Origin of the sequence: Pseudomonas sp. AK181 (assembly GCF_051122975.1) — a bacterium.
GTDB lineage: Bacteria > Pseudomonadota > Gammaproteobacteria > Pseudomonadales > Pseudomonadaceae > Aquipseudomonas > Aquipseudomonas lactis.
On sequence record NZ_CP146348.1, the window covers coordinates 1,606,492 to 1,632,685 of the forward strand.

The window sequence follows — 26,194 nt, forward strand, 5'->3', positions numbered from 1 at the left end:
GATAAGGACCTCAGCGTTGGGACAAATGTGCGCCAAAGCTGTTACAAACTGGGGCCCCATGGTGCTACGCTATGGCTCCTAACGTGCCTCATTTGTCGGGTGTAAGGATCGTATCCTTCGCCTCTGGCAGCAGCTCTGGATAGTCCAACGTGTAGTGCAGACCCCGAGATTCCTTACGTTTCATGGCAGACCTGATCATCAGTTCCGCTACTTGAGCAAGGTTCCTCAATTCAATCAGGTCTCTGCTTACGCGATAGTTGCTGTAGAACTCGTCGATCTCATCCAACAGCAAGCGCACCCGATGTTGCGCCCGTTGCAGGCGCTTGTTGGTGCGCACGATGCCCACATAGTCCCACATGAAGCGCCGCAGCTCGTCCCAGTTGTGGGCGATGATCACGTCCTCGTCCGAATCGGTGACCTGGCTTGCGTCCCAGCGGGGCAGGGCAGCTGGTACCGGGATGCGCGGCAGTTGCTCAAGAATGTCCGCTGCCGCCGAGCGCGCATACACGAAGCATTCGAGCAGTGAGTTGCTGGCCATGCGGTTGGCGCCGTGCAGGCCGGTGAAGCTGGTTTCGCCGATGGCATACAGGCCCGGCACGTCGGTGCGGCCATGCTGGTCGACCATTACGCCCCCGCAGGTGTAATGCGCGGCCGGTACCACGGGGATCGGGCCCTTGGTGATGTCGATATTGAAGGTCAGGCAGCGTTCGTAGACCGTCGGGAAGTGGGTCTTGATAAAGGCTTCGGGCTTGTGGCTGATGTCCAGGTACACGCAGTCGATACCCAGGCGCTTCATTTCGTGGTCGATGGCGCGGGCGACGATATCCCGTGGCGCCAGCTCGGCGCGTGGGTCGAAGCGCTGCATGAAGCGCTCGCCATTGGGCAGCTTCAAATGCGCACCTTCGCCGCGCAGGGCTTCGGTGATCAGGAAGCTCTTGGCCTGCGGGTGATACAGGCAGGTGGGGTGAAATTGGTTGAACTCCAGGTTGGCGACCCGGCAGCCCGAGCGCCAGGCCATTGCAATGCCGTCGCCGCAGGCACCGTCGGGGTTGCTTGTATAGAGGTAGACCTTGGCGGCGCCACCCGAGGCGAGAATGGTAAAGCGTGCGCCATAGGTATCGACTTCACCGCTGGTGCGGTTGAGTACGTAGGCGCCCAGGCAGCGCTCGCCCGCCAGGCCCAGGCGTTTTTCGGTGATCAGGTCGACGGCGACGCGCTGCTCCAGCAATTGGATGTTGGGGCGTTGGCGGGCCTGGTCGAGCAGGGTCTTGAAAATCGCGGCCCCGGTGGCATCGGCGGCGTGAATGATTCGGCGATGGCTGTGGCCACCTTCGCGGGTCAGGTGGAACTCAAAACCACCGTCGTCGCTGCCGGCATGTTCATCGCGGGTAAAGGGCACACCTTGGTCGATCAACCATTGGATGGCTTCCCGGCTGTGCTCGACGGTGAAGCGCACGGCGTCTTCATTGCACAGGCCACCGCCAGCGTTAAGGGTGTCTTCGACGTGGGATTGTACGGTGTCGGTGTCATCCAGCACTGCGGCGACACCGCCCTGTGCCCAGAAGGTCGAGCCGTTGGCCAGGTCGCCTTTGCTCAAAACCGCTATACGCAAATGGCTGGGCAGGGTCAGGGCCAGGCTCAAGCCGGCGGCGCCGCTACCGATAACCAGGACATCGTGTTGAAACTGTTGGCTCATTTGACGGATTCCGCAAAAAGCGATCCAAAGGGGGGGCGCAAACAGGACGCCTGGATCGGCGAATCAAAGGGTCACACGGGCCACTAGTATATAGAGGGGTGGAGCGGCACAATAGCCACGCCTTCGTGGCATTGTGAGATTATGCTGCGCAGCTTTGGGAAACAGCCGGTTGGCGGGACGGGAACTTTTTGCATGAGCCCCGACTCAATAGCAGGTTGCCCGAAAGCTGGGAAAACGTTGAGTTTATTGGCCCGTCGGGAGCATTGGACGCGTCACGAAACCGGCGACAAGATTATTCGCGCAGCCGGCACCGACCGTGCTGCGTTTTTCGTGTGTGCCAAATCAGTGCATGCCGGAAACTTGCTTGAAGGGGGAGAACTTTTGCGAAAAGCCCGAGTCTATGTTTGCAAGCCTGATCGTTTAGTTATGCAAGCCTCCTTCAAGTACAACGAGGAGTGTTCATGCTAACCCAGGAAGAGGATCAGCAGCTGGTCGAGCGCGTACAGCGCGGTGATAAGCGAGCATTTGATCTGCTAGTGCTGAAATACCAGCACAAAATTCTCGGGTTGATCGTGCGGTTTGTGCACGACACCCATGAAGCGCAGGACGTTGCACAGGAAGCCTTTATCAAGGCTTACCGTGCACTTGGAAATTTCCGCGGTGACAGTGCGTTTTATACGTGGCTATACCGCATCGCCATTAACACGGCGAAAAACTATCTGGTGTCACGCGGTCGCCGCCCACCAGACAGTGATGTCAGTTCAGAAGATGCAGAATTTTACGATGGTGATCACGGCCTCAAAGATCTCGAGTCGCCGGAGCGTGCATTGCTGCGCGATGAGATCGAAGGCACCGTTCATCGCACTATTCAGCAACTGCCAGAAGATTTGCGTACGGCGTTAACTTTACGTGAATTCGATGGTCTGAGTTACGAAGACATTGCGAGCGTCATGCAATGTCCGGTGGGGACTGTGAGGTCACGGATTTTCCGGGCCCGGGAAGCCATCGACAAAGCCTTGCAACCGTTGTTGCAGGAAAACTAAAGACAGCGGCGACAGCCAAGAGAGGAACCGCCATGAGTCGTGATGCCCTGCAGGAATCGCTGTCCGCAGTGATGGATAACGAAGCGGATGAACTGGAACTTCGTCGAGTGCTCAATGCATTTGATGACGCCGAAACCCGTGATACCTGGTCTCGTTACCAAGTCGCTCGGGCGGTGATGCACAAGGATCTCCTAATCCCTCGTCTGGATATTGCTGCGGCCGTTTCTGCTGCACTGGCTGATGAAGCCGTTCCGGCAAAAGCCTCGCGTGGTCCATGGCGCAGCCTGGGTCGTCTGGCAGTGGCCGCCTCGGTGACCGTTGCTGTGTTGGCAGGTGTTCGCCTGTACAACCAGGACGAGATCGCAGGTAACGAGCTGGCCCAACAGACTCAGCAACCGGTCATGGCCGGTCCGCAAGTCAAAGGCCCGGCCGTGCTGGCTGGCTACAAGGAAAGCACCGATACCACCGGCCCTATGGCCAATGGTGTACTTCAGGGGCAATCCGGCTGGCAGGATCAGCGCCTTCCAGGCTACCTGCGTCAACATGCGCAGGAATCGGCCGCCAAAGGCACTGAAAGCGCTCTGCCATACGCTCGTGCAGCAAGCCAGGAAAACCGCTGATTCGCTAAGGAGCCCTATGCGCGCCATACCGCTCCTTGCGCTTTTGCTCAGTAGTTGGTTTGCACTATCCGCCCATGCCGATGAAGCCCAAGACTGGCTGACTCGACTTGGGCGTGCAGAGCAGCAGCAAAGCTTTGAAGGTACGTTTGTCTACGAACGTAACGGCAGTTTTTCCACCCATGACATCTGGCACCGTGTCCAGGATGGTCATGTCCGTGAACGCTTGTTGCAGCTTGACGGCTCGGCCCAGGAAGCGGTTCGGGTAGACGGCCGGGCGCAATGTGTCAGCGGCTCGTTGGTTACCAGCCTCGGCCATTCTTCTGATGCACCCTCGCGTATTCTTGATCCCAAAAAACTCAATCCATTCTATGAGCTGGCCGTCATTGGAAAATCCCGCGTGGCCGGTCGTAATGCGGTGATTGTGTCGATCAGCCCGCGTGACCCTTACCGTTATGGGTTTGAATTACATCTGGATCGTGAGACTGCGCTGCCGCTCAAGTCCTTGCTGCTCAACGATCAAGGGCAGTTGTTGGAGCGTTTTCAGTTCACGCGCCTGGACCCCTCGGCCATTCCTTCTGACCATGACTTGCAGCCCAGCAGCGACTGTTCGCCGGTAACAATGTCTGCGGCTAAAGCACCTGACCTGTCTGCCACGCAAAGGTGGCATCTGGACTGGCTACCGCCTGGTTTCCAACAGATCAGCAGCGCTACACGCAAAGAACCCCAAACGAAATCTACCGTCGACAGCCTGATGTATGACGACGGGCTCGCGCGTTTTTCGGTGTTTCTTGAGTCGGCCAGTGGCGCTGACGTGAATGAAACCCGCGCTCAGCTTGGGCCAACCGTGGCAGTCTCGCGGCGCTTGAATACGGTGGATGGCGAAATGATGGTCACGGTGGTCGGCGAAATTCCCATCGGCACTGCTGAGCGTATCGCGTTGTCGGTGCGTGGTGAAAAGGCCGCCGCCAAGCCCTGAGATTGTTAATCTTATGTTCATCCTGTTCTTTCAATCTGAGCCCGAATTTCGTTGAGTGCTGGGTGTATGAAATCTCTGGATCAGCATTTTCACTTGCAAAAACTTCCCATGTTTTTTATAGGTCAGGGTTTGATGGCTCTGGCCTTGTTTGTTCGCGGAACAAAAATGCCGGTCGCAGTACCCGGCGTTTATTGAACCCTGTCGCTTAACCCTGCTCGTCGTAACGGGAGCTGTATGTCGATACCACGTTTGAAGTCTTACTTATCCATAGTCGCCACAGTGCTGGTGCTGGGTCAGGCCTTACCTGCGCAAGCGGTCGAGTTGCCTGACTTCACCCAACTGGTGGAGCAGGCCTCGCCTGCCGTGGTGAACATCAGTACCACGCAGAAACTGCCGGATCGCAAAGTCTCGAACCAGCAGATGCCCGACCTGGAAGGCTTGCCGCCCATGTTGCGCGAGTTCTTCGAACGGGGGATGCCGCAACCACGCTCCCCGCGGGGCGGTGGTGGCCAGCGCGAAGCCCAGTCCCTGGGCTCCGGCTTCATCATTTCGCCTGATGGCTACATCCTCACCAACAACCACGTGATTGCCGATGCCGATGAGATTCTCGTGCGCCTGGCTGACCGCAGTGAACTCAAGGCCAAGCTGATTGGCACCGATCCACGTTCTGACGTGGCCTTGCTTAAAATCGATGGCAAGGACTTGCCGGTGCTTAAACTGGGCAAGTCCCAGGACCTGAAGGCCGGTCAGTGGGTGGTCGCGATCGGTTCGCCGTTCGGCTTTGACCATACCGTTACCCAAGGCATCGTCAGCGCCATCGGTCGCAGCCTGCCAAACGAAAACTACGTGCCGTTCATCCAGACCGACGTGCCGATCAACCCGGGCAATTCCGGTGGCCCGCTGTTCAACCTGGCCGGCGAAGTGGTGGGCATCAACTCGCAGATCTACACCCGCTCCGGTGGCTTCATGGGCGTGTCCTTCGCGATCCCGATCGATGTGGCCATGGACGTCTCCAATCAGCTCAAAAGCGGCGGCAAGGTCAGCCGCGGCTGGTTGGGCGTGGTCATCCAGGAAGTGAACAAGGACCTGGCTGAGTCCTTCGGTCTCGACAAACCGGCCGGTGCCCTGGTTGCCCAGATTCAAGACAATGGCCCTGCGGCCAAAGGCGGCCTGAAAGTCGGTGACGTCATCCTGAGCATGAACGGCCAGCCGATCATCATGTCGGCGGACCTGCCTCATCTGGTCGGCGCGCTCAAGGCCGGCGGCAAAGCCAAGCTGGAAGTGATTCGTGACGGCAAGCGCCAGAACGTCGAACTGACCGTAGGTGCCATCCCGGAAGAAGGCGCGACCCTGGATGCCCTGGGCAACGCCAAGCCAGGTGCCGAGCGCAGCAGTAACCGCCTGGGTATCGCGGTGGTTGAACTGACCGCCGAGCAGAAGAAAACCTTCGACCTGCAAAGCGGTGTAGTGATCAAGGAAGTTCAGGACGGCCCAGCCGCCTTGATCGGCCTGCAACCGGGTGACGTGATCACTCACTTGAACAACCAGGCAATTGACACCACCAAGGAATTTGCCGACATCGCCAAGGCGTTGCCGAAGAATCGCTCGGTGTCGATGCGCGTCCTGCGTCAAGGCCGTGCCAGCTTCATCACCTTCAAGCTGGCCGAGTAATCCGCTAGACCCATAAAAAAGCCCCGCTGCCGAACTAACGGCAGCGGGGCTTTTTTGTGGGCGGAGGGTTTAGCTCATCATGCCTTTTACCAGGCGCTCCTGTTCGATCAGTTCACGCTGACGGGCGTCGATGCGTGAGGACAACGGGAAGTTATTGCCAGCGCGCCGCTTGGCAAAGTCCAACTGCTGGATGGCTTGCTGGAAATCCCCCACCAGTGCGAAATATTCGGCACGAGCCTGATGCAGACCAATGATGTTGCCCGACAAGCCGCGTGTTTCGGCGACCTGATACCACACGTCCGGATCGTCCGGGCGCGACTTGAGCAGCCCGTCCAGCGCCTTTTCTGCATCGGCGGTACGGTTCTGTTTAAGCAACAGGTCTACCCGCACCTGGTTCAGCGGATAGTTGCTGGGGTACTGGGTGAGCATGCGGTCGGTACGTTGCTGCGCATCCGGCATGCGGTTGCTGGTGATGTCCAGTTCGATTTGGGCCAGGTTGTAGGTGATGTCGTTGGGCGCCTTGGCCAGCAGCGGCGCCAGGCTTTCCCGTGCTTCCTTGAGTTGAGTGCCCTTGATCTGGGCGATGGCCAGACCATAACGCGCTACGTCATTTTTAGGGTTCTCATCCAACTGCGCCTGGAAGCGCTTGGCAGCCAGGCCTGGTGTGTCTTCGTACTTGAGCTGAACCCGTGCGCGAATCAGTTGATAGCGCAGGCTGTCTTCCTTGCCGCCGGGTTTGGCTTGTTCGGCGCGGTTGCGGGTGTCGGCGATACGCGATTCGGTGACCGGGTGAGTCAGCAGGAACTCCGGTGGCTTGGCGTCGAAGCGGTATTGGCGCATCAGCCGTTCGAACATGGTGGGCATGGAGCGCGGGTCGTAGCCGGCTTTTTCCAGGTTGAGGATGCCGATGCGGTCGGCCTCTTGCTCGTTCTGGCGGGAGAAGCGGCGCTGCTCCTGGATCGCCGCGGCTTGTGAGCCGGCAATCGCGGCGATACCGGCATCGCCGGCACCCGCAGCGGCGGCGATAATGCCGCCCAGCAGGGCGGCCATCATTGGCAGTTGCATGCGTGATTGCGCTTCCACGCCTCGGGCGAAGTGGCGTTGGGACAAGTGCGCCAGCTCGTGGGCCAGTACCGACGCGTATTCGCCTTCGGTCTGTGCATTGAGGAACAAACCGCCGTTGACCCCGACGATCCCGCCCGGTGCCGCAAAGGCGTTGAGCTGTGGGCTGTTGATCAGGATAAATTCCAGGCGCCGGTCATTGACCTGGCTGGTCTCCACCAGCTTGTACACGCTGGTTTCGACGTAATCCTTGAGTTGCGGGTCATTGAGTTGCGAGACTTGGCCGCGCAGGTAGGCCAGCCAGGCGCGGCCCAGTTGGTATTCCTGTTGCGGCGAGACAATGGCAGAACTGGCGTCGCCGAGTGACGGCAGGTCGTCAGCGAAGGCCGGGGAGGCCAGCAGGCAGGCCAGCGTCAGCAGGGTAGGGCGCAAAAAAGTCATGCACAAAGCCTTTCGACAAAGAGCTTACTGTAGCCGGACACTGAGCTTGGGACCAGATATTCTAAGCAGCCCAAATGTTTGCCTGGAGTAACACCATGACCGACGTTGTAGCCTGTGACGCCGAACTCGACGCCAGCGGTCTGAACTGCCCGTTGCCCTTGCTCAAGGCCAAGCTGGAGCTCAATAGACTGGCCAGCGGTGCGGTACTCAAGGTGACTGCCACCGACGCTGGCTCCCAGCGTGATTTTCGCACCTTTGCCAAGCTGGCCGGCCACACACTGGAGCATGAAGACGCCGCCGAGGGTGTGTACCGTTATTGGTTGCGCAAGGCCTGAAGGCCTTATTGAGGCATAGGTATCTACACAACTTCGGTACGACGCTGACCCCTGTGGCGAGGGAGCTTGCTCCCGTGACGACCTGACAGCCGATGCTGATCTACCTGACACACCACGATCCAAATGTGGGAGCTGGCTTGCCTGCGATGACGGCCTGACACCCGACACCCATCTACCTGGCACACCACGATCAACCTGTGGGAGCGGGCTTGCTCGCGAAGGCGGCCTAACAGTCAACATAGTTGGACCGGGTACATATCCGTTATTTAGGTAACGGCCACTTAGGGTTCCGCCCTGCCGGCGGCTCACTTTTGAAAAGCGCAAAAGTAAGCAAAACGCTCTTGCCCCACCACTCGGCACCTCGCTGGGGCTCGGTGTGCCCGTAATCCGCCAGTGATTTGGGGGGCCGCCGCCACGCGCCATCCATGGCGCGGGGCGGCTAAACCGGCATCCCTGCCGGTTTACCCCCCAAATCCCTGTCGAATTCCGGCCAGCGTGGTTTAACGGGGCGCCTGAGATCAAGATCACAAGCAGATCAAGATCAAGAGCGGCTCGCTTCGCATCGTGGTTACCGTGTGCTGCTACAGCCCACAAAGTGGGGTAGATACCTATGCTTATCGAGGCAAGATCAAGCCTTGTTCAGCGCCTGCGCTGCCGCCAAAACCGCATCAACATGCCCCGGCACTTTCACGCCGCGCCATTCCTGACGCAGCACACCTTGGTTGTCGATCAGGAAGGTGCTGCGATCCACGCCCAGGTATTCCTTGCCGTACAGCTTCTTCAACTTGATCACATCAAACAGCTGGCAGACCGCTTCGTCCTTATCGCTGATCAGCTCGAACGGAAATTCTTGTTTGCCCTTGAAGTTCTCGTGGGACTTCACGCTATCACGCGACACGCCGAACACTTCGGTGTTGGCGGCCTTGAACGCGGCGTACTGGTCACGAAAACCCTGGCCTTCGGTGGTGCAGCCAGGGGTGCTGTCCTTGGGGTAAAAGTAGATCACCACTTGCTTGCCCTTGAGGGCTGCGAGGCTGAAGGTCTGGCCGCTGGTGGCCTGGGCCTCGAAATCGGCCACGGGTGTGTCGATGGCTACCGGCATAGAGAAGTACTTCCTTACATTGGGTTCTGTGGGCGCCATGGCTCGATCAAGGCGTCGAGGTTCAGGGCATCGGCGAAATCCAGGAACTGGTCGCGCAACCAACTGATCTGTACGCCGGCCGGCAAGGTCACGGTAAAGGTGGCATTGAGCATGGTGCCGCCGGTTTGTGGCGCCTGGTAGGTGTCACAGGTCAGGTTTTCCAGTTCGACGTTATGGTCGATAAAGAACTGGCACAGCTCGTTGACGATGTCCGAGCGGTAGGCCGAGCTGACATAGGCTACGTAAGGCAGGGCCTGGGGGCGGTTTTCCAGGGCGGCGCTGCGTACCACGTTGACGGTGAAGTCATGCTTCTTGGCCAGGCCCGGCAGACCGGTTTCCAGGCGCGCCAAGGCATCCCAGGAGCCAGAAATCTGCAAGACCAGCGCACTGCACTCGCCATGGCGGGTGAGGCGGGAGGTCACGACGGCGCAGCGGTTCTCATGGCTGGCGCGGCACAGCACGTTGGTCAGCTCCATGGGGTTGGCGCCGAGGGCACTGATAACAAGGAATTGTTCGCGAACTGTGGGGGTGGACATGCAGCCTTCCTAAAGCGATGAGCGGTCGATGCCGTGTGGGCGGTATCGATCAAAGGATCAAGGGTAGCGAAAAGCGTCGCCAAGGGCTAGGAGGTGGCGTTTTCATTGCGTGATCAGCCGGCTTCGGGCGGTGCTTTGGCCCAATGATGGCATTGCCCGACGTTTAGTTGCGCCAGAACGCATCCTCACGCGGTACTTCGCTTGTACAAGCATCTTGGCGCCAGTACCATTACGGCTCTCTTTTTCCGGCAGGAGCGGTTGCATGATTGCGGGCAGTATGGTGGCACTGGTCACACCCATGGATGCACAAGGTCGTCTCGACTGGGACAGCCTGGGCAAACTGGTGGACTTCCACCTGCAAGAGGGCACCAACGCCATTGTTGCGGTCGGCACCACAGGTGAATCGGCCACCCTCGATGTGGAAGAACACATCCAGGTGATCGAGTTCGTGGTCAAGCGCGTGGCGGGCCGCATTGCCGTGATCGCCGGTACGGGCGCCAACTCGACGCGTGAAGCGATCGAGCTGACCAAGAACGCCAAAAAGGCCGGCGCCGACGCTTGCCTGCTGGTAACCCCGTACTACAACAAGCCGACCCAGGAAGGCTTGTATCAGCACTTCAAAGCCATCGCCGAAGCCGTGCAGATCCCGCAGATCCTCTACAACGTGCCGGGCCGCACCGCGTGCGACATGAAGGCCGAGACCGTGATCCGCCTGTCCACCGTGCCGAACATCATCGGCATCAAGGAAGCCACCGGCGACCTGCAGCGCGCCAAGGACATCCTGGCCGGCGTGAGCAGCGACTTCCTGGTGTATTCCGGTGACGACGCCACCGCTGTCGAGCTGATCCTGCTGGGCGGCAAGGGCAACATCTCCGTGACCGCCAACGTGGCCCCGCGTGCCATGAGCGAACTGTGTGCCGCCGCCATTGCCGGCGATGCAGCCACCGCTCGTGCGATCCACGAAAAGCTGATGCCGCTCAACAAGACACTGTTTATCGAATCCAATCCTATTCCCGTGAAGTGGGCGCTGTTTGAGATGGGCCTGATGCCGGACGGTATCCGTCTGCCGCTCACCCCCCTCAGCGAAGCCTGTCACGAACCGCTGCGACAGGCCCTGCGCCAGTCCGGCGTCCTGGTTTAATTGAGGAAGCACTACGCATGAAGCGATTGGCCGGACTTTCCGCACTTGCCTTGATTATCTCCAGCACCAGTGGCTGCGGTTGGGTATGGGGCCCGGAAGGCTACTTCCGTGACCGCGGCAGCGATTACCTGGAAGCGCAAGCAACCAAACCGATGCAACTGCCGCCTGATGTCAATGTCGCCAAGCGCCTTGACCCGTTGCTGCCGATCCCACGCAACGTCGCCGACGATACGGTCAAGGGTGAGTACGTAGTGCCACGCCCACAGCCGATCATGGCCGTTGCCGATGCCAGCGACTACAGCCTGCAAAAAAGCGGCGACAACCGCTGGATCGTGGCTCAGCGCCCACCTGCCGAAGTCTGGCCGGTGGCGGTGCAGTTCTTCCAGGACAACGGTTTCCGCCTCGACCAGCAACGCCCACAGACCGGTGAGTTCACCACCGCGTGGCAGCAAGGTCGTGAGCTGTCTGCCAACATGGCCCAGCGCCTGCTGGCGGGCGGTGTAGCCGCCGACAGCGAAGCCCGTGTGCGTGTGCGCATCGAGCCTGGCGTGCAGCGCAACACCAGCGAAGTCTATGTAGTCAGTGCCGAACGGCCTGCCGGCAGCACGGCTGATGTCGACTTCACCCCGCGATCGGTCAACACCGGCGTGGACGCCGCGCTGGTCGACGAGATGCTGGCCAGCATGAGCCGTATCTCCGAGAAGGGCGGTTCCGTTTCCCTGCTCGCCGCCCGTGATTACGACACCCCTAGCCGCGTCAGCCTCACCGAAGACGGCAGCGGCAACGTCGTGCTGAACCTGGGTGAAGACCTCGACCGGGCCTGGGCCAGTGTTGGCCGCGCGTTGGAGCAGGGCCCTTGGCGCGTTGAAGACATCAACCGCAGCCTGGGCCTGTACTACATCAACGTAGCTGAAAAGGCCGAGAAGAAAGACGACGAGCCAGGTTTCTTCGGCAAATTGTTCGGCAGCGCGCCGACCAAGGAAGAGATCGAAACCCGCGCCGAGCGTTACCAGGTTCGTTTGAGCAAGGTGGGCGAAAGCGTGCAAGTCACCGTCGAGAAGAACATCAACACCGTCGCGCCAGCTGAAACAGCGCGCAAAGTGTTGGGCGTGATTCAAGACAACCTGGGCTGATCCGATGCGTTTTGCCGTTCTCGGCAGCGGTAGCCAAGGGAACGGTACGCTGGTCGCCCATGATGACACGTACGTGCTGGTCGATTGTGGTTTCTCCCTGCGGGAAACCGAGCGGCGCCTGTTGCGCCTGGGGGTTCACCCCACGCAACTGAGCGCGATTCTGGTAACCCACGAACATGCCGACCATGTGCATGGCGTGGGTTTGCTGTCTCGGCGCTACAATTTACCGGTGTACTTGAGTCGCGGCACGTTGCGCGGGATGCGCAAACCCATTGAACCTGCAGGCTTCCTGGCCGGTGGTGAGCAACTGCAAATTGGCGCCCTGAGCATCAATGTTGTTGCGGTTGCTCACGATGCCCAGGAGCCGACGCAATATGTATTCAGTGACGGTGAGCGGCGCTTTGGTGTGCTCACCGATTTGGGTTCTTATTGCGCGAAGGTGCTGGAGGGTTACCGAGACCTCGATGCCTTGATGATCGAGTCCAACCACTGCCGAGACCTGCTGGCGCGCGGTCACTACCCTTACTTTCTCAAGCAACGGGTGGGCGGCGAGCTGGGACATTTGAACAACCACCAGGCCGCATACCTGGTGTACGAGTTGGGCTGGCAAGACCTGCAACACCTGGTCCTGGCTCACCTCAGCAGCAAGAACAACCTGCCGACGCTTGCCCGGCAATGTTTTGTCGACACCCTAGGGTGCGACCCGGACTGGCTGCAATTGGCCGATCAAGATTCAGGGCTCGACTGGCGACACATCGCCTAGCCCACCTTACTCAAAGCGGAGCCCATCATGGAAAAACGTGAAGAACTCTACCGCGGCAAAGCCAAGTCGGTGTACAAGACCGACGACGCCAACCGCCTGATCCTGCTGTTTCGCAACGACACCTCGGCGTTCGACGGCAAGCGCATCGAACAGCTTGACCGCAAAGGCATGGTGAACAACAAGTTCAACGCCTTCATCATGCAGAAACTCGAAGCGGCCGGTATCCCGACCCAATTCGACAAACTGCTGGGCGACAACGAATGCCTGGTCAAGAAGCTCGACATGATCCCGGTCGAGTGCGTCGTGCGTAACTACGCCGCCGGCAGCCTGGTCAAGCGTTTGGGCGTGGAAGAGGGCCTCAAGCTCAACCCTTACACTTTCGAACTGTTCCTGAAGGACGACGCCAAAGGCGACCCGTTCATCAACGAATCCCACGTCGTGGCGTTCGGTTGGGGCACCGCTGAGCAACTGGCGCGCATGAAGGAATTGTCCCTCAAGGTCAACGACGTGCTGAGCAAGCTGTTCGACGACGCCGGCCTGTTGCTGGTGGACTTCAAGCTCGAATTCGGCGTATTCCACGACGGCTCCATCGTCCTGGGCGACGAATTCAGCCCGGACGGCTGCCGCTTGTGGGACAAAGACACCAAGAAGAAGATGGACAAAGACCGCTTCCGCCAAGGCCTCGGTGACGTGATCGAAGCCTACGAAGAAGTCGCCAAACGCCTCGGCGTACCGCTGTAATCGACGCAAGCATCTGATAGCACGGAAAAAAATCGCTTCGGCGCTTTGCATCCATCAATCATGCTGTTATGATGCGCGCCGTTGGAGAGATGCCAGAGTGGCCGAATGGGACGGATTCGAAATCCGTTGTACCTTCACCGGTACCTAGGGTTCGAATCCCTATCTCTCCGCCATTATTTATAAACAGAAACCCCCAATAACTTAACGGTTGTTGGGGGTTTTTGTTTTTGTAGCAGAAATGCGCAGGTAAATTTTGCTACGGTCGTGATTACCTGATGACAATGCGGGTCGATCATGAACTTTGAAAAAGTGCTCACGCATGTGCAGGCTAATCTTCCAAGTCTTTTGGCAGTGTACGTCTTTGGCAGCCAGGTGACGGGCGAGGCAAATGCCGACAGCGATCTTGACTTGGCTGTGCTGATTGAGGGAAGCATTGACCCACTGCTACTGTGGCGTCTATCCGGGGAATTAGCGGATATCGTCAAGGTGCCCGTTGATTTGCTGGACTTACGTGCGGCCTCGACGGTCATGCAATACCAAGTCATAACGACAGGGTGTCGCCTGTGGAGCAAGGACATTCAGGCCGGTATCTTTGAGAGCTACATACTCAGCGAGAAGACTGCGTTGGATTGCGCCAGGGCAGAGCTGCTAGTCGACCTTCAAAAGGACGGAACGGTATATGGCCGATGATGTACTCATCAACAAGGCTGCCAGCATTGAGCGTTACGTTGCTCGTGCTCGGGAGGAGTACGAAAAGGATCCGGCCAGTTTTGCCACTGACTTAACCCGTCAGGATGCGGCCATTCTCAATATTCTGCGTACCTGTGAGGCTGCCCTGGACATGGGGCAACATCTGATTCGTCGTGAGCGTCTCGGTGTCCCCCAAAGTGCTCGTGACGTGTTTGAGCTGCTGGCGCAGGGCGGATGGGTGAATCCTTCCTTGCTCACCAATCTGAAAAACATGGTCGGTTTCCGCAATATCGCTGTGCATGAGTATCGGACGCTTCAGTTGCCTATTACCGTTGCGATCATCACCAAACATCTGGGCGATTTCCTGGCATTCAGTGCACATGTCTTGACTAAGGACGCGGGCCAATAAGCCGATTCAAATGGCCCGCGGTAAATCAAGGCTACAGGTCGTCTAGAGAAACCTTCACTCGCTGAGCAGATGCTTGGCGCTCACGTACGGTCGCTATCAAAGCTTCATCCTCTTTTGCCGTGCGCTTTTTATCCGATTCTTTCACCGTTTCTCTTGGTCTTTTCTTCGCCTCTTGCTCTGTTACGTATTCACCTGTGACCGCATCGCGATATCTCGTTGGCATGTAAGCACCCTAGACAGTATGCCGCCCCGGTGGCGACCTTTTTCAGGCTAGCTCAGAGGCTTATGCGCACAAGGTTCCCTGTGGGCATTCTGGTTACCAAGCTTTTCCGAAACAGGTGCTTACGTTATGCGGGGGCGGCAGTTTTCGGGCAGGGTTGCGTTGGCTGGGGTAGGGCGCTAACCTTCCGCCGTCGCCCTCATGGCGACCGGTTTTGACAGGCCGAATAACGTGCGATCTCTGTGCATCCCCAAACTGGTTCCAGGCGTTTGTCTGTGCCCATTTGTTATGGCGGCTGTGCGTGGGGCATCTTCGGGTGCGCCGGGTTTCCACGTTTCCGGTCTGTCAACCCGCGTACAGCTGCCACCCAATCCTGTTTGACAGCAGGGAGTGGTAGCTTCTTTTCATAACGTGGAGTTACATCATGAAGAACAGCACCGCTGATTTTACCGAAGGGCATGCCCGCAAACTCTTTTGCGTAGTCGCTGACGTCGGCACCGAAGAAGCCCTCACAAACGCCACCGAAATCCTGTCATCTGCCCTGCAAACCGCCTACCAATGCGCCGAAGATCCAGTCAGCACGCAGTCACCCGTGATCATGGCCCTGGCTCAATTGATTGAGAACGCGCAAGCCCTGGTGGACGCTGTCCTTGAGCGTGATTTCCCCACGGCCAAATAAGTACCTGCTTCTGAAACGAAAAAAGCCTGCTGAACTCAACGCTCAGCAGGCTTTTTTGTGGCTGCAACTCGGTCAGGCAGGCTGCGCCACCAAGCTGTTGCTCACCTTGCGGCCCAACACCAGTACGGTCGCAAACCCCAACCCCACCAACACAGTGGCCAGGCTCAACAACACCGCGCTGCCCATTTGGTCGACGATCCGCCCACCAAAGAACGAGCCCAGGGCAATGATCACCTGAAACAGCGCCACGAACAGCGGCATGCCTCGTTCCACATCCTTGGGCGCTACCACGAACATCCAGATGCTGGCGCAGGCCGGGAAGGCGCCAAAGGCAAAGCCCCAGAGCGCGATCAGCACCACGGCGCCTGTCATACCGGTGGCGAAGTAGGGGAACAGGGCGGTGCTGGTACCGATCATCAGCGCCACCAGCAGCAGCGTGTTGCGTACGCTGCGGTTGGCGGCGAAGCCGGCGAACACATTGCCCAGCACGCCTGCCACGCCATACAGCAACAACAATGAGCCAATCGTCGGCCCGTCGAAGCCGGAACTGTGTTTGAAGAACGGCGCGACATAGGTGTACGCAGCAAAGTGCGCCAGGCCGATCAGCAGTACGGCAATCAACCCGACCCGCGCTTGTGGGTTGATAAACAGGGCTGGCAGGTCACGAACCTCAATGGCCTTTTCCGGTTTGAGGCGCGGCAGCAGCAAGACTTGCGCCAGCAGCACCGGCACACCCACCAGCGCGGTGACCAGAAAGGTCATGCGCCAGCCCATCAGGCCGCTGAGCCAGGTGCCTACGGGCACGCCGAGTACGGTGGCCAGGGTCACACCCATCATGATGATCGACGTAGCTTTTGCGACTCCGACGCCCTTGGGCGCCAGCCTGCCGCTGAGGGCGATGGCCGTGGCCCAGAAGCCGCCGATGCTGATGCCGAGCAATACACGCCCGAACAGCAGCAGGCTGAAATCGGTGGCAAAGGCCACCACCCCGTTGGCGAGGATCATGACCAGCGTCAGGCCGATCAGCAGATAGCGGCGGTCCATGGCGCCAATGCCGACCGACAGCAACGGCGCGGCAAGGGCCGCCATGATGCCGGGCAGGGTGACCATCAGGCCGGCGTGGCCGGCACTGATGCCCAAGTCGCTGGCGACGTCGTTGAGCACGCCCACCGGCAGAAACTCGCTGGTCACCAGGGCAAAGGCACCCACGGCGACCGAAAGAATCGCCAGCCACTGCTGTTTGACGCTTTGTTGATTATGTTCGGGAAGGCCGTTAGAGGCCTGGCTCGCGCTTGGCATGGTGTGGGATTCCAAGGTGAAAGTCGCCTGAAGTCAGACGCAGGAGAGGGAAGCTGGGGGCGATTATAGGAATCAGTGCTGGCAATCGAGCAGGCGCTCGTTTCGATAGTAATCATCAGAGCTATCGATGTGAGGTTTTTGAAGAGTCCTCACTCTGCATAAAAAATGAAAAAGCCCGAAGTTGATTCAGCTTCGAGCTTTTCCGGTTATGACGATGTTTTAGGTGAAGCGGTGGAGTTTTATTTTAGCTAGCCAGCGCATTCAGTACATGTACTGGGTCGTTATGGATCGCTTTCAACAACGCCTTTGCCGGCCCAGTAGGTTCGCGACGACCCTGCTCCCAGTTGCGTAACGTGCCGAGCTGAACGTCAATCAGCGCTGCGAATTTAGCCTGGGTCAGCCCTGTCGCCTTACGGATCTCTTTGACTCGCATTGAGTCGATATGGAATTCACGAGAAGGCTCCCGTTCTCCGCTCAGGATCTCGTTCATCTCTTGAACGCTTTCCATCAATTCATCAAAAAATCTGCTCATAGCTATCTCCAGTGCTCAATCGCAGCCTTAAGTGACTTGCGCTCGTCGGCGCTCAAGTCCTGCTGTTCATTTTTGGGATAGATCATCAGTAAATAATCTGTGATGCCGAGACGAAGTGGTAACAATTTTTGTTGCACTAGAATACGGCCAATTATGTTCTGGCCAACCGCCCCAAAAGACACTCAATAAATACCCCCTCCGCCCGACTCATCTTCTGCTCCCGATTCCACAGCACGTGAATATCCACATCCGCAATGCCCTCATCCGGCGGCAGCCGCCAGAGCAGCCCGTTCTGCACATCTTCGGCCACCACATGCACCGGCAGGCATCCCAGGCCAAACCCAGCAATCACCAGGCGCCGCACTTCTTCCAGGCTGGATGACGACGCCACGATCCGTCCGCCGAACCCTTGCTGATCGCGAAAAATCGTCAGTGGCGAGAGCATTCCGCCGATCTGGTCGCTGGTAAAACTCACGAAGTTTTCCGACTGCAAGTCCCCTTCGACCAAGCCTGTGCGTCCGAACAAGGGGTGGTGTTTCCCACAAAAAAACGCATAGCGCTGACGCAGAAACAGATGCTGTTCCAGGCGCGGCTGTGGCCGACGGTTGAGGCTCAGCCCCAGGGTTGCGGTTTTTTCCAGCAGGGCGGCGACGATGTCGGAGCTGCGCATCACTTCGACCTCCAGGTCTACCCGTGGATGCTCGCGATGAAAGCCTGCGAGAAAGTCATCGAACGTGTCGGAATTGATCCGGCTGATCATCAGCAAGCGCACTTTGCCGATCACTTCATCACCCGGCTTTTGCAGGGCATTGCTCATCTGCGAGACCTGGCCGTACATCTCGCCGGCAATGGCGAAGATCTGCTCACCGGCCTCGGTAAGCACGAAGCGCGGGCCACGGCGCAGAATGAGCTGGCAATCGAGCTGTTCTTCCAGGCGCTTGAGCGCCTGGCTGATCGCCGGTTGCGTGAGGTGCAGGCGGGCGGCGGCGCGGCTGATGCTCAGTTCCTGGCCGATCACGCGGAAGGTGCGCAGCAGGTTCCAGTCCAGGCGGTCATTGAGCAGGGGGTGAATATCGCGGCGGGATTCGGGCATGGGGTCGCTCGATAATAAGCAGTTTTTATAATCAAGATAATAAATAGAAAATTGACTAATCATAGCCCCAGACCGAAAAATCGGGCTTAACAAGCGCCACCAGAGCGCATCGGTTTGTCCTTCTCCTGCCAAAAAAATAACCAAAGGAGCCAGCCCCATGAAGCCTTCCGCTTCGCCGCAGCCACGCCGTGCCGCGGCCGCCGCTTTTATCGGCACCATGATCGAGTGGTACGACTTTTACATCTATGCCACCGCTGCGGCGCTGGTATTCGGTCAACTGTTCTTCCCCTCTGACGATAAATTGTTCAGCACCATGGCCGCATTTGGCACCTTTGCCGTTGGCTTTTTTGCACGACCGTTGGGCGGCGTGGTGTTCGGTCATATCGGCGACCGCATCGGGCGCAAGAAGTCCCTGGTGATTACCCTCGTGATGATGGGCGTGGTGACGGTGTGCATCGGCCTGTTGCCGACCTATGCGCAGATCGGCGCTGCGGCCCCGGTGTTGCTGATTTTGCTGCGCGTGGTGCAGGGCATCGCGGTCGGTGGCGAGTGGGGCGGGGCGGTGTTGATGGCCGGGGAACATGCACCAAAGGGGCGCCGTAACTTCTTTGCATCCTTCGCACAGCTGGGCAGCCCGGCCGGTTTGATCCTTTCCTTGCTGGCGTTCAGCGCCGTCACCCGTCTGCCGGAAGAGGACCTGCTCAGTTGGGGCTGGCGCCTGCCGTTCCTGGCCAGTGCCTTGCTGTTAGTCGTCGGCTTGGCGATTCGCCTGGGTGTGAACGAGTCGCCGGAGTTCCTCGAAGACAAAGCCCTGGCGGAAAAAGCTCGCGCCATCAAGAAGGACCAAGCCCCGGTACTGGAGGTGCTGAAGACCGCTTGGCGCCCACTGTTGTTGTGCATTGGTGCCAACACGTTGGGGATTGCCGGTGTGTATTTCACCAACACCTTCATGATTGCCTACAGCACTCAGCAATTGGACCTACCGCGATCACTGATCCTGGAGTGCCTGTTCTTCGTGGCCATTATCCAGTTCTGCGTTCAGCCATTAGCCGCCTGGGTGGCAGAGAAGGTCGGCGCTACGCGGTTCCTGTGCGCCATGTGCGTACTGGCAATGGCTTCGCCGTATCCGATGTTCGTCTTGGTCAGCAGCGGCCAGGCGCCCTTGATCATCCTCGGCATTGCCTTGGCGGTGGTGTGCATGGCGTCGTTCTACGCCGTGATCGCAGGTTATGTCAGCGGCCTGTTTGAAACCCGTGTGCGCTACACCGCGATCTCCCTGGCTTACCAGGTATGCGGCGCGTTGGCCGGTGGCTTGACGCCGCTGATCGGCACCTGGCTGGCCCATCAGTACCTGGGCCAATGGTGGCCGATGGCGGTGTTCTACAGCGTGATCGCAGGGGTGTCGTTGGTGTGCGTACTCGCTTTGTCCCGCCGCCACGCCACGGCCCACCGCCTGGAAATGGCACACAGTTGAAGGAGTCAGCAATGTTGAAGATTAATGGCGAGCGCCTGTGGCATAGCCTGATGGCCATGGCCGAGATCGGCGCGACAGCACGCGGTGGCAGCTGCCGTCTGGCGTTGAGCGCTGAAGACAAGGCCGGTCGGGAGTTGTTCAGCCACTGGTGTAAAGCCGCTGGCCTGACGTTGAGCGTGGACGCTATCGGCAACCTGTTCGCTCGCCGCGCGGGTACCGACAATGACGCCGCCCCGGTGATGATGGGCAGCCACCTGGATACCCAGCCCGAAGGCGGACGCTTCGATGGCGTGTACGGCGTGTTGGCTGGCCTGGAGGTGATCCGCAGCCTCGACGACCACGGCATCCAGACGCGCAAGCCGTTGGAAATTGCGGTGTGGACCAACGAGGAGGGCGCCCGTTTCACCCCGGCCATGCTGGGCTCGGCGGTATTCACCGGCACGCTCGCCCTGGACAAGGCACTGGCCACCGCCGATGTCGACGGTATCAGCGTGAGCGAGGCGTTGCGCACCACCGGCTACAACGGTGAGCGCCCGTTGGGTGGCGCAGTGGATGCGTATTTCGAAGCGCATATCGAGCAAGGCCCGATCCTGGAGGACAACGCCAACAGCATCGGCGTAGTCACCGGTGGTCAAGCGATTCGCTGGCTCGATGTGCGGGTCGAAGGCATGGCCGCGCACGCTGGCACCACGCCGATGCCGTTGCGTAAAGATGCGCTGTACGGCGCGGCGAAAATGATCCAGGCCCTGGAAAACCTCGCCGCCGATTTTGCCCCACAGGGGCTCACCACTGTGGGTGAACTGAGCATTGCCAAGTCGTCGCGCAACACCATTCCCGGCTTGCTCAATTTTACCGTCGACCTGCGCCATCACCATGACGCCGACATCGACGCCATGGAGCAGCAAGTGCGTGCACGCCTGCAGGCAATCGCGGACAACCGTGGCCTGAGCGTCACCATCACCCCGCACTGGATCAGCCCGGCCACGCCGTTCGACGCCGAGTGCGTGGCCTGCGTGCAGGCTGCGGTGGACGGCTTGGGCTACAGCCAGCAGACCATCGTCAGCGGCGCCGGCCATGATGCGATTCACCTGGCGCGCTATTGCCCCACCGCGATGATCTTCATCCCCTGCGTCGACGGCCTCAGCCACAACGAAGCCGAAGATGTCTTGCCCGACGATGTGCGCCAGGGCACCGACGTGCTGCTCAACGCCGTGTTGAAACGCGCCGGTCGAGTTCATTTCTAAAGGCCGACGCCGTACCCCTGTGGGAGCTGGCTTGCCTGCGATTGCGGACTGTCAGAGAACAATGTACTGCCTGGTTCACCGCTATCGCAGGCAAGCCAGCTCCCACAGGTGCCGTGTTTACTCAGGAGCATCCTATGAAGACGTTTTTCCACCCCGAACAACTCCTGCATCATCCACGCAGCTACTATTCCCGCGGCCAGATGCGCACGCCCCAGGAGGTTCCCGAGCGTGCGCGCAACCTGCTGCTGGCTGCGCAAACCCTGGGCTTCGATATCCAGCAACCCACCGATTACGGTATGGACCCTCTGCTCGCCGTACACGGCGGCGCCTACCTGGCTTTTCTTCAAGAAGCTCACCAGCGCTGGAAAGACATCCCCGAAGACTGGGGCGACGAGGTCATGTCCAACATCTTCGTACGTGAACCCAATGCGTTGCGCGGCATCCTGGCCCAGGCTGCGCGCTACCTGGCCGATGGCAGTTGCCCCATCGGTGAGTTGACCTGGCGCTCGGCTTATTGGTCAGCCCAAAGTGCCGTTGCCGCTGCCCAGGCCATCCTCGATGGCGCACCTGCCGCCTACGCCTTGTGCCGGCCCCCAGGCCATCACGCCCGCTTCGACGCGGCCGGTGGTTTTTGTTACATCAACAATGCGGCCGTGGCTGCGCAAGCGCTGCGCCAAGGTTTCCAGCGTGTCGCCGTGCTCGATACCGACATGCATCACGGCCAAGGTATCCAGGAAATTTTCTACGACCGCGACGACGTGCTGTATGTGTCGATCCACGGCGACCCGACCAACTTCTATCCGGGCGTGGCAGGCTTTGCCGAGGAAAAAGGCAACGGCGTCGGCGAAGGGTACAACCTCAACCTGCCAATGGCCCATGGTGCCAGCGAAGCGGTGTTCTTCGAAAAGCTGGAGCAGGCTCTGGCAGCGGTGAAGGACTTCTCGGCGGATGTGCTGGTGTTGTCACTGGGCTTTGATATCTACGAGCTGGACCCCCAAAGCAAAGTCTCGGTGACGCGCGAAGGCTTCGCGCGGTTGGGCGCCCGCATCCGTGCGCTGGGGTTACCCTGTGTGATCGTGCAGGAGGGTGGTTATCACTTGGAGACGCTGGACAGTAACGCGCAGGCATTTTTCAGTACGCCAGCGGCTTGGGGGAAGCGATCAGGCGACTAAGCGCTAAAAGCCTGCTGATCAGTTTTCAGCAGGCTCTTCATACTTCGATGAGCGTTCGTTCCCATCTCCTTGTAATAACGCTGTGTAGTCTTGCCCGCCATAAAACACGCCCACGATCGATACCGTTTTGAGATCAGGCCTCACCCTGAAAGCAATAATGGTGCTGCGACGATAGTGAGTGATGCGCAAGTGTCTCAGCAGGTCATCACGGCGCATGCCACGCAAGGGAAACAGGGCAAGGCTTTCGCAGTAGCTGACAAGATTGTCGATAAAACGCGCCGCTACAGGAGGGGAGCCGACATCGCTGATGTAGTCTTCGAGTGCATCGAGTTGGGTCAAGACCTCGGGCGAAAAAACTACAGAGTAGCTCACACTTCTCCTGTGCCTTTGCGCTGACGTCTGGCCGCCATGTGTTCGCGAACCTGTTCTGGCGATAACCCAAGCTCAGGCTTCGCCTCAAGGGCGGTCGCTGCTGGGATAACTTCGTCTCTGAGCCAATCTTCCATGGCACGATCACCCGCCAGCAACGCCCGCAGCCCGTCGCGAATCACTTCACTTTCGCTGGCATATTCGCCAGTAGCCACCTTGGCTTTGACCAGGGCAGCCATTTCAAGGGGCAAGGTGATGCTCATTTGCTGGGTTGAGCGCATGGGTGAATCCGTCAGAGGTGAGTAGGATTCAATCCTACTCGACCATTGGCGCGATGCAAGAAGCAACTGATCGATGCCGATGCCCGGCACCTCGTCGTCCATCCAGAAGGGGTAGGTTTCCATGAATTGCTACGTCTCCAGTTGTGTAGGTCAGGCTCCAAGTATTGACCCGTTTTGGCGATCGCGTGGCCGTATACGGCCGATAACCTGCTGATATGTATGACTTCATATGTGTAACAGGATGATCTCGACAAACCCTCTCGGCACACATGGCGCCCCACCGGTTCCCATACGATAATGCTCGCCATCTCGACCACTTTGGCCTGCCTCCCGTGATCATCAACTTCGACCTCAACGACCTCCAAGCCTTCCGCGCCGTGGTGGACAAGGGCAGTTTTCGTGGCGCTGCCGAGGCCATCCGAATCTCGCAACCGGCCCTCAGCCGGCGTATCGAAAAGCTCGAATCGGCGCTGGATGTAAAGCTGTTCGAACGCACCACGCGGCGGGTCAGCCTGACCATGGTGGGGCGTGCATTTTTGCCCCAGGTCGAGCGCATGCTCGATGACCTCGACATCGCGCTGATGGGTATCAGCAACGTTGCCTCGACGCGCATGGGTAATGTCACCATCGCCTGCGTGCCTTCTACCGCGTACTACTTCATGCCCCACGTGATCTCCGAGTTCCACAAGCTGTACCCGAAGATTCGCCTGCGGGTGCTGGATGCCAGTGCTGGCGAGGTGAGCAATGCGGTGGCCAGCGGCGAGGCGGACTTTGGTGTGAGTTTCAGCGGCAGCCTGGCCGATGAGGTGGAATTCGAGTTGCTGTTGCAGGAGCGCTATGTGTTGGCCTGCCGGCGTGACCACCCGTTGGCTGGGCGTGACAGCGTGAGCTGGACCGAGGCCTATGAGCATGACTATATCGAGGTGGACAAGACCTCGGGCAACCGCTTCCTGCTCGACCAGGCCCTGCGTGGGGTGCGGGTGAAAAAGCCGAGTATCTGCGAGACGCACCACGTGACCACCATGATCGGGCTGGTGGAGGCGGGGTTGGGCGTAGCGATGGTGCCGTCGATTGCGATGCCGGCGCACACTCACCCGATTCTGGTCAGTGTGCCGCTGGTAGAGCCTCATGTGCTGCGCAATGTGGGCTTGATCAAGCGCCGCGGGCGGACGTTGCCACCGGCGGCGCTGGAGTTGGAGCGTTTGGTGCGGGAGATGCCGTTCCGGTCAGCGTGACACCGAGTCCAGACCGGTGGATTGCACCTCCGGTTGGGCCTCGGGCGATGCCATGAACTGCAACAGCGCCTTGGCCTGCTCCGGGTGTTCGGCGTTCACCGGAATACCCGCGGCAAACCGGGTAACGGACTGCACGTCTTCCGGGATCTTGCCCACAAACGTTACACCCTTGACCGGCAATAACTCCGCCACTTGCTGCAAGCCGACTTCGTAATCGCCCTTGGCTACCTGCTCGCCCACCGGCACGCGTTCGATCATGGTGCCTTTGGCCGGCATGTCGAGTTTCTTGAACAACTCCTTCTCGACATACACGCCGCTGGCGCTATCGGAATAGGCCACCGACTTGGCTTTGCTCAGCACAGCCTTGAGCTCGGCATCGGTATTGATCGCAGGTTTGGCCGCTCCTTCCTTTACCACCAGGCCGATCCGCGAGTCCGCCAATTCCACGCGGGAGGCGGGGTCGACTTTGCCTTGTTTAATCAGTTCATCCAGGGCATAGCCGACCATGATCACCACATCGGCGTGTTCGCCACGGGCCAGACGGTTGGGAATCGCTTCGGGCGCCTTGCCCATGGACGGGCCAAGGATGGTGTCGAGGGTGTCCCCGCTTTGCTCGGCGTATTGCGGGCCGAGCAATTTATACGCGGCGGTGAAGCCGCCCGAGGTCATGACCTTGAGTTGTTCGGCGTGGGCGGTCAGCGCCAGGGTGCCGAGGACGACAGCGGTGAGGGTCTTGAACAGCGGCTTCATTGCGCGGCCTCCTGCATGACTTGGCCACGGGTGTTGGCGCGGCGATACAACGCCAGGGTCGAACACAAGGCACACAGCGCGGCGAAGATCATCCAGTACGCAGGTGAAGCCTTGTCTTCGGTGATGTGAATGAACCAGGTGGAGATCGCTGGGGTAAAGCCACCGAACACCGCCGTCGCCAAGCTATAGGCCAGGGAGAAACCCGCCACGCGCACTTCCACCGGCATGATTTCGGTGAGCGCCGGGATCATCGCGCCGTTGTACATGCCATACAGGAACGAGAACCACAGCAGGGTTTCCAGCATGTGCGCAAAGCTGGGGGCGTTGACCACGTAGGACAGCGCTGGATAAGCCGTAAGGACAGTCAGCACCGTCATGGCGATCAGCACCGGTTTACGGCCGAAGCGGTCGCTTAACGTGCCGCCGATCGGCAGCCAGAAAAAGTTCGAGATCGCGACCAGCAAGGTCACCAGCAAGGCGTCCGAGGTGCTCAGGTGCAACACGGTTTTGCCGAAGGTCGGTGCGTACACGGTGATCAGGTAGAACGCGGTGGTGGTCATGGCCACCATCAGCATGCCGCCGATGACTACGGTCCAGTTCTTCACCAGGGTCGCCATCACTTCACGCATGGTCGGGCGATGCTTGCGGTTGGCGAACTCTTCGGTTTCCTGCAGGTTGCGCCGCAGCACAAAGATAAACGGAATGATCACGCAACCGACGGCAAACGGAATCCGCCAGCCCCAATCGGCCACCACCGCAGGTTCCATCCACATGTTCAGGCCATAACCCAGGGCCGCGGCGACGACGATGGAGATCTGTTGGCTGCCCGACTGCCAGCTGGTGTAGAAGCCTTTACGGCCCGGCGTGGCCATTTCGGACAGGTACACCGACACGCCACCCAGCTCCGCACCGGCCGAGAAGCCTTGCAACAGGCGCCCCAACAGCACCAGAAACGGTGCCCATAGCCCAATGGTCTGATAACTCGGCACCAGTACGATCAGCAGCGTACCGCTGGCCATGATCGACAATGTCACGATCAAGCCTTTGCGACGGCCCACGTCATCAATGTAAGCCCCCAGAATAATCGCGCCCAATGGCCGCATCAGGAAGCCCGCGCCGAACACGGCGAAGGTCATCATTAATGACGCAAACTCATTAGCGGCCGGGAAGAACGCGGCAGCGATATAGGTGGCGTAGAAACCGAACAGGAAGAAGTCGAACTGTTCGAGGAAATTGCCCGAAGTAACGCGCAATACCGCGCCTACTTTCGAGGGGGCAGCCGCAGGCCGGGAAGGGGTCGTCATGGTTTTGTGTCTCCAGCGTTCTTTTTAAAGTGCTTGTTTCGCTTAAGACTTGGGATAGTGGCTGACACATTTAGAAATGATAAGTGACAAATTTGGATTGATTGATGTGTGTTGGCTATCAATCTGAGCCAGCTTCAAAATGGC

General features: G+C 59.1%; 27 protein-coding genes, 1 tRNA gene and 2 pseudogenes. 17 read left to right on the forward strand and 13 right to left on the reverse strand.

The features are described 5' to 3' along the window. Nucleotides 1-88 precede the first annotated feature (88 nt). Nucleotides 89-1,696, reverse strand: coding sequence for an L-aspartate oxidase (nadB, locus tag V8689_RS07505; RefSeq protein ID WP_120247647.1), 1,608 nt, complete (start codon nt 1,694-1,696; stop codon nt 89-91). Between the two features lie 461 nt (nt 1,697-2,157). Between nadB and rpoE the strand changes: the two genes are divergently transcribed. The 4 genes from rpoE to V8689_RS07525 all read left to right on the forward strand — a co-directional run bounded on the left by rpoE (nt 2,158) and on the right by V8689_RS07525 (nt 6,006). Then, nucleotides 2,158-2,739 carry an RNA polymerase sigma factor RpoE gene (gene rpoE / locus V8689_RS07510; RefSeq protein ID WP_003172477.1) on the forward strand — a complete coding sequence of 194 codons (582 nt, stop codon included), beginning with the start codon at nt 2,158-2,160 and terminating at the stop codon, nt 2,737-2,739. Nucleotides 2,740-2,771: 32 nt separating this feature from the next. After that, complete coding sequence (locus V8689_RS07515) at nt 2,772-3,359, forward strand: sigma-E factor negative regulatory protein (protein ID WP_003189451.1); 588 nt, start codon at nt 2,772-2,774, stop codon at nt 3,357-3,359. A gap of 16 nt (nt 3,360-3,375) precedes the next feature. Further along, nucleotides 3,376-4,335 carry a MucB/RseB C-terminal domain-containing protein gene (locus V8689_RS07520; RefSeq protein WP_056789505.1) on the forward strand — a complete coding sequence of 320 codons (960 nt, stop codon included), beginning with the start codon at nt 3,376-3,378 and terminating at the stop codon, nt 4,333-4,335. Between the two features lie 234 nt (nt 4,336-4,569). Continuing rightward, complete coding sequence (locus V8689_RS07525; RefSeq protein ID WP_014717365.1) at nt 4,570-6,006, forward strand: DegQ family serine endoprotease; 1,437 nt, start codon at nt 4,570-4,572, stop codon at nt 6,004-6,006. Between the two features lie 69 nt (nt 6,007-6,075). On the opposite strand, the gene V8689_RS07530 is transcribed toward V8689_RS07525, so the two are convergent. Then, nucleotides 6,076-7,509: a M48 family metalloprotease gene (locus tag V8689_RS07530; protein WP_003189458.1), complete on the reverse strand. Its 1,434-nt coding sequence runs from the start codon at nt 7,507-7,509 to the stop codon at nt 6,076-6,078. Nucleotides 7,510-7,604: 95 nt separating this feature from the next. On the opposite strand from V8689_RS07530, the gene V8689_RS07535 reads away from it, so the two are divergent. Then, complete coding sequence (locus tag V8689_RS07535; RefSeq protein WP_056789507.1) at nt 7,605-7,844, forward strand: sulfurtransferase TusA family protein; 240 nt, start codon at nt 7,605-7,607, stop codon at nt 7,842-7,844. A gap of 628 nt (nt 7,845-8,472) precedes the next feature. On the opposite strand, the gene V8689_RS07540 is transcribed toward V8689_RS07535, so the two are convergent. Together V8689_RS07540 and V8689_RS07545 are read right to left on the reverse strand one after the other, a co-directional pair. Then, a complete protein-coding gene (locus V8689_RS07540) occupies nt 8,473-8,946 on the reverse strand; it encodes a peroxiredoxin (protein WP_056791658.1) in 474 nt (157 codons plus the stop codon). Nucleotides 8,947-8,960: 14 nt separating this feature from the next. Continuing rightward, the gene (locus V8689_RS07545) at nt 8,961-9,521 is read right to left on the reverse strand and encodes a glycine cleavage system protein R (protein WP_003189463.1); all 561 of its coding nucleotides are present in this window, start codon (nt 9,519-9,521) and stop codon (nt 8,961-8,963) included. 262 nt (nt 9,522-9,783) lie between these two features. Between V8689_RS07545 and dapA the strand changes: the two genes are divergently transcribed. From dapA to hepT, 7 genes are all read left to right on the forward strand, one after another. Next, complete coding sequence (gene dapA, locus V8689_RS07550) at nt 9,784-10,662, forward strand: 4-hydroxy-tetrahydrodipicolinate synthase (protein WP_056791661.1); 879 nt, start codon at nt 9,784-9,786, stop codon at nt 10,660-10,662. A 17-nt stretch (nt 10,663-10,679) separates the two neighbouring features. Then, complete coding sequence (gene bamC, locus V8689_RS07555; RefSeq protein WP_032892980.1) at nt 10,680-11,795, forward strand: outer membrane protein assembly factor BamC; 1,116 nt, start codon at nt 10,680-10,682, stop codon at nt 11,793-11,795. A 4-nt stretch (nt 11,796-11,799) separates the two neighbouring features. Beyond that, nucleotides 11,800-12,558, forward strand: coding sequence for an MBL fold metallo-hydrolase (locus V8689_RS07560; protein ID WP_003189469.1), 759 nt, complete (start codon nt 11,800-11,802; stop codon nt 12,556-12,558). A 27-nt stretch (nt 12,559-12,585) separates the two neighbouring features. Then, a complete protein-coding gene (purC, locus tag V8689_RS07565) occupies nt 12,586-13,299 on the forward strand; it encodes a phosphoribosylaminoimidazolesuccinocarboxamide synthase (RefSeq protein ID WP_027604309.1) in 714 nt (237 codons plus the stop codon). An 83-nt stretch (nt 13,300-13,382) separates the two neighbouring features. Next, nucleotides 13,383-13,472, forward strand: a tRNA-Ser gene (locus V8689_RS07570). A 121-nt stretch (nt 13,473-13,593) separates the two neighbouring features. Further along, nucleotides 13,594-13,989, forward strand: a complete 396-nt coding sequence (gene mntA, locus V8689_RS07575) for a type VII toxin-antitoxin system MntA family adenylyltransferase antitoxin (RefSeq protein WP_056791664.1) — start codon at nt 13,594-13,596, stop codon at nt 13,987-13,989. After that, nucleotides 13,979-14,398, forward strand: coding sequence for a type VII toxin-antitoxin system HepT family RNase toxin (gene hepT / locus V8689_RS07580; protein WP_056791666.1), 420 nt, complete (start codon nt 13,979-13,981; stop codon nt 14,396-14,398). Before mntA ends, hepT begins: the two co-directional genes overlap by 11 nt. A gap of 31 nt (nt 14,399-14,429) precedes the next feature. Here the strand turns inward: hepT and V8689_RS07585 are convergent. Continuing rightward, nucleotides 14,430-14,513, reverse strand: a pseudogene (locus tag V8689_RS07585) (type II toxin-antitoxin system RelB/DinJ family antitoxin); the annotation flags it as partial. Nucleotides 14,514-15,042: 529 nt separating this feature from the next. On the opposite strand from V8689_RS07585, the gene V8689_RS07590 reads away from it, so the two are divergent. Beyond that, nucleotides 15,043-15,297 (forward strand): DUF6124 family protein, encoded by a 255-nt coding sequence (locus V8689_RS07590; protein ID WP_056791669.1) that lies wholly within the window; start codon nt 15,043-15,045, stop codon nt 15,295-15,297. A gap of 72 nt (nt 15,298-15,369) precedes the next feature. Here V8689_RS07590 and V8689_RS07595 read toward each other — a convergent pair whose 3' ends face one another. The 4 genes and pseudogenes from V8689_RS07595 to V8689_RS07610 all read right to left on the reverse strand — a co-directional run bounded on the left by V8689_RS07595 (nt 15,370) and on the right by V8689_RS07610 (nt 18,221). Continuing rightward, a complete protein-coding gene (locus V8689_RS07595; protein ID WP_056791672.1) occupies nt 15,370-16,596 on the reverse strand; it encodes an MFS transporter in 1,227 nt (408 codons plus the stop codon). Between the two features lie 244 nt (nt 16,597-16,840). Further along, on the reverse strand, nt 16,841-17,128 hold the full coding sequence (gene nadS, locus V8689_RS07600) for a NadS family protein (RefSeq protein WP_056791674.1): 288 nt from the start codon (nt 17,126-17,128) through the stop codon (nt 16,841-16,843). 2 nt (nt 17,129-17,130) lie between these two features. Then, nucleotides 17,131-17,249, reverse strand: a pseudogene (locus V8689_RS07605) (type II toxin-antitoxin system RelE/ParE family toxin); the annotation flags it as partial. Nucleotides 17,250-17,279: 30 nt separating this feature from the next. Then, complete coding sequence (locus tag V8689_RS07610; protein ID WP_056791677.1) at nt 17,280-18,221, reverse strand: LysR family transcriptional regulator; 942 nt, start codon at nt 18,219-18,221, stop codon at nt 17,280-17,282. Between the two features lie 157 nt (nt 18,222-18,378). Between V8689_RS07610 and V8689_RS07615 the strand changes: the two genes are divergently transcribed. The 3 genes from V8689_RS07615 to V8689_RS07625 all read left to right on the forward strand — a co-directional run bounded on the left by V8689_RS07615 (nt 18,379) and on the right by V8689_RS07625 (nt 22,111). Continuing rightward, entirely contained in the window at nt 18,379-19,695 is a 1,317-nt protein-coding gene (locus V8689_RS07615; protein WP_032892903.1) for an MFS transporter, read from the forward strand. A gap of 11 nt (nt 19,696-19,706) precedes the next feature. Further along, complete coding sequence (locus V8689_RS07620; RefSeq protein WP_056791680.1) at nt 19,707-20,939, forward strand: Zn-dependent hydrolase; 1,233 nt, start codon at nt 19,707-19,709, stop codon at nt 20,937-20,939. 134 nt (nt 20,940-21,073) lie between these two features. Then, nucleotides 21,074-22,111 carry a histone deacetylase family protein gene (locus tag V8689_RS07625; protein WP_056791683.1) on the forward strand — a complete coding sequence of 346 codons (1,038 nt, stop codon included), beginning with the start codon at nt 21,074-21,076 and terminating at the stop codon, nt 22,109-22,111. Nucleotides 22,112-22,129: 18 nt separating this feature from the next. On the opposite strand, the gene V8689_RS07630 is transcribed toward V8689_RS07625, so the two are convergent. Then, nucleotides 22,130-22,483 carry a type II toxin-antitoxin system RelE/ParE family toxin gene (locus tag V8689_RS07630; RefSeq protein WP_056791685.1) on the reverse strand — a complete coding sequence of 118 codons (354 nt, stop codon included), beginning with the start codon at nt 22,481-22,483 and terminating at the stop codon, nt 22,130-22,132. Continuing rightward, nucleotides 22,480-22,884, reverse strand: a complete 405-nt coding sequence (locus tag V8689_RS07635) for a ribbon-helix-helix domain-containing protein (RefSeq protein WP_081089413.1) — start codon at nt 22,882-22,884, stop codon at nt 22,480-22,482. Before V8689_RS07635 ends, V8689_RS07630 begins: the two co-directional genes overlap by 4 nt. 209 nt (nt 22,885-23,093) lie before the next feature. Between V8689_RS07635 and V8689_RS07640 the strand changes: the two genes are divergently transcribed. Continuing rightward, nucleotides 23,094-23,996 carry a LysR family transcriptional regulator gene (locus tag V8689_RS07640; RefSeq protein ID WP_032897556.1) on the forward strand — a complete coding sequence of 301 codons (903 nt, stop codon included), beginning with the start codon at nt 23,094-23,096 and terminating at the stop codon, nt 23,994-23,996. On the opposite strand, the gene V8689_RS07645 is transcribed toward V8689_RS07640, so the two are convergent. Both V8689_RS07645 and V8689_RS07650 read right to left on the reverse strand, forming a co-directional pair. Further along, nucleotides 23,988-24,746, reverse strand: coding sequence for a substrate-binding domain-containing protein (locus tag V8689_RS07645; RefSeq protein WP_056791688.1), 759 nt, complete (start codon nt 24,744-24,746; stop codon nt 23,988-23,990). The two genes, V8689_RS07640 and V8689_RS07645, sit on opposite strands and share 9 nt — an antisense overlap. After that, on the reverse strand, nt 24,743-26,050 hold the full coding sequence (locus V8689_RS07650) for an MFS transporter (protein ID WP_056791690.1): 1,308 nt from the start codon (nt 26,048-26,050) through the stop codon (nt 24,743-24,745). Before V8689_RS07650 ends, V8689_RS07645 begins: the two co-directional genes overlap by 4 nt. Nucleotides 26,051-26,194 lie beyond the last annotated feature (144 nt).

Coding starts and splice junctions, on each gene's coding strand:
- nadB (WP_120247647.1), bottom strand. CDS start 1,696: ATGAGCCAACAGTTTCAACACGATGTCCTGGTTATCGGTAGCGGCGCC.
- rpoE (WP_003172477.1), top strand. CDS start 2,158: ATGCTAACCCAGGAAGAGGATCAGCAGCTGGTCGAGCGCGTACAGCGC.
- V8689_RS07515 (WP_003189451.1), top strand. CDS start 2,772: ATGAGTCGTGATGCCCTGCAGGAATCGCTGTCCGCAGTGATGGATAAC.
- V8689_RS07520 (WP_056789505.1), top strand. CDS start 3,376: ATGCGCGCCATACCGCTCCTTGCGCTTTTGCTCAGTAGTTGGTTTGCA.
- V8689_RS07525 (WP_014717365.1), top strand. CDS start 4,570: ATGTCGATACCACGTTTGAAGTCTTACTTATCCATAGTCGCCACAGTG.
- V8689_RS07530 (WP_003189458.1), bottom strand. CDS start 7,509: ATGACTTTTTTGCGCCCTACCCTGCTGACGCTGGCCTGCCTGCTGGCC.
- V8689_RS07535 (WP_056789507.1), top strand. CDS start 7,605: ATGACCGACGTTGTAGCCTGTGACGCCGAACTCGACGCCAGCGGTCTG.
- V8689_RS07540 (WP_056791658.1), bottom strand. CDS start 8,946: ATGCCGGTAGCCATCGACACACCCGTGGCCGATTTCGAGGCCCAGGCC.
- V8689_RS07545 (WP_003189463.1), bottom strand. CDS start 9,521: ATGTCCACCCCCACAGTTCGCGAACAATTCCTTGTTATCAGTGCCCTC.
- dapA (WP_056791661.1), top strand. CDS start 9,784: ATGATTGCGGGCAGTATGGTGGCACTGGTCACACCCATGGATGCACAA.
- bamC (WP_032892980.1), top strand. CDS start 10,680: ATGAAGCGATTGGCCGGACTTTCCGCACTTGCCTTGATTATCTCCAGC.
- V8689_RS07560 (WP_003189469.1), top strand. CDS start 11,800: ATGCGTTTTGCCGTTCTCGGCAGCGGTAGCCAAGGGAACGGTACGCTG.
- purC (WP_027604309.1), top strand. CDS start 12,586: ATGGAAAAACGTGAAGAACTCTACCGCGGCAAAGCCAAGTCGGTGTAC.
- mntA (WP_056791664.1), top strand. CDS start 13,594: ATGAACTTTGAAAAAGTGCTCACGCATGTGCAGGCTAATCTTCCAAGT.
- hepT (WP_056791666.1), top strand. CDS start 13,979: ATGGCCGATGATGTACTCATCAACAAGGCTGCCAGCATTGAGCGTTAC.
- V8689_RS07590 (WP_056791669.1), top strand. CDS start 15,043: ATGAAGAACAGCACCGCTGATTTTACCGAAGGGCATGCCCGCAAACTC.
- V8689_RS07595 (WP_056791672.1), bottom strand. CDS start 16,596: ATGCCAAGCGCGAGCCAGGCCTCTAACGGCCTTCCCGAACATAATCAA.
- nadS (WP_056791674.1), bottom strand. CDS start 17,128: ATGAGCAGATTTTTTGATGAATTGATGGAAAGCGTTCAAGAGATGAAC.
- V8689_RS07610 (WP_056791677.1), bottom strand. CDS start 18,221: ATGCCCGAATCCCGCCGCGATATTCACCCCCTGCTCAATGACCGCCTG.
- V8689_RS07615 (WP_032892903.1), top strand. CDS start 18,379: ATGAAGCCTTCCGCTTCGCCGCAGCCACGCCGTGCCGCGGCCGCCGCT.
- V8689_RS07620 (WP_056791680.1), top strand. CDS start 19,707: ATGTTGAAGATTAATGGCGAGCGCCTGTGGCATAGCCTGATGGCCATG.
- V8689_RS07625 (WP_056791683.1), top strand. CDS start 21,074: ATGAAGACGTTTTTCCACCCCGAACAACTCCTGCATCATCCACGCAGC.
- V8689_RS07635 (WP_081089413.1), bottom strand. CDS start 22,884: ATGGAAACCTACCCCTTCTGGATGGACGACGAGGTGCCGGGCATCGGC.
- V8689_RS07645 (WP_056791688.1), bottom strand. CDS start 24,746: ATGAAGCCGCTGTTCAAGACCCTCACCGCTGTCGTCCTCGGCACCCTG.
- V8689_RS07650 (WP_056791690.1), bottom strand. CDS start 26,050: ATGACGACCCCTTCCCGGCCTGCGGCTGCCCCCTCGAAAGTAGGCGCG.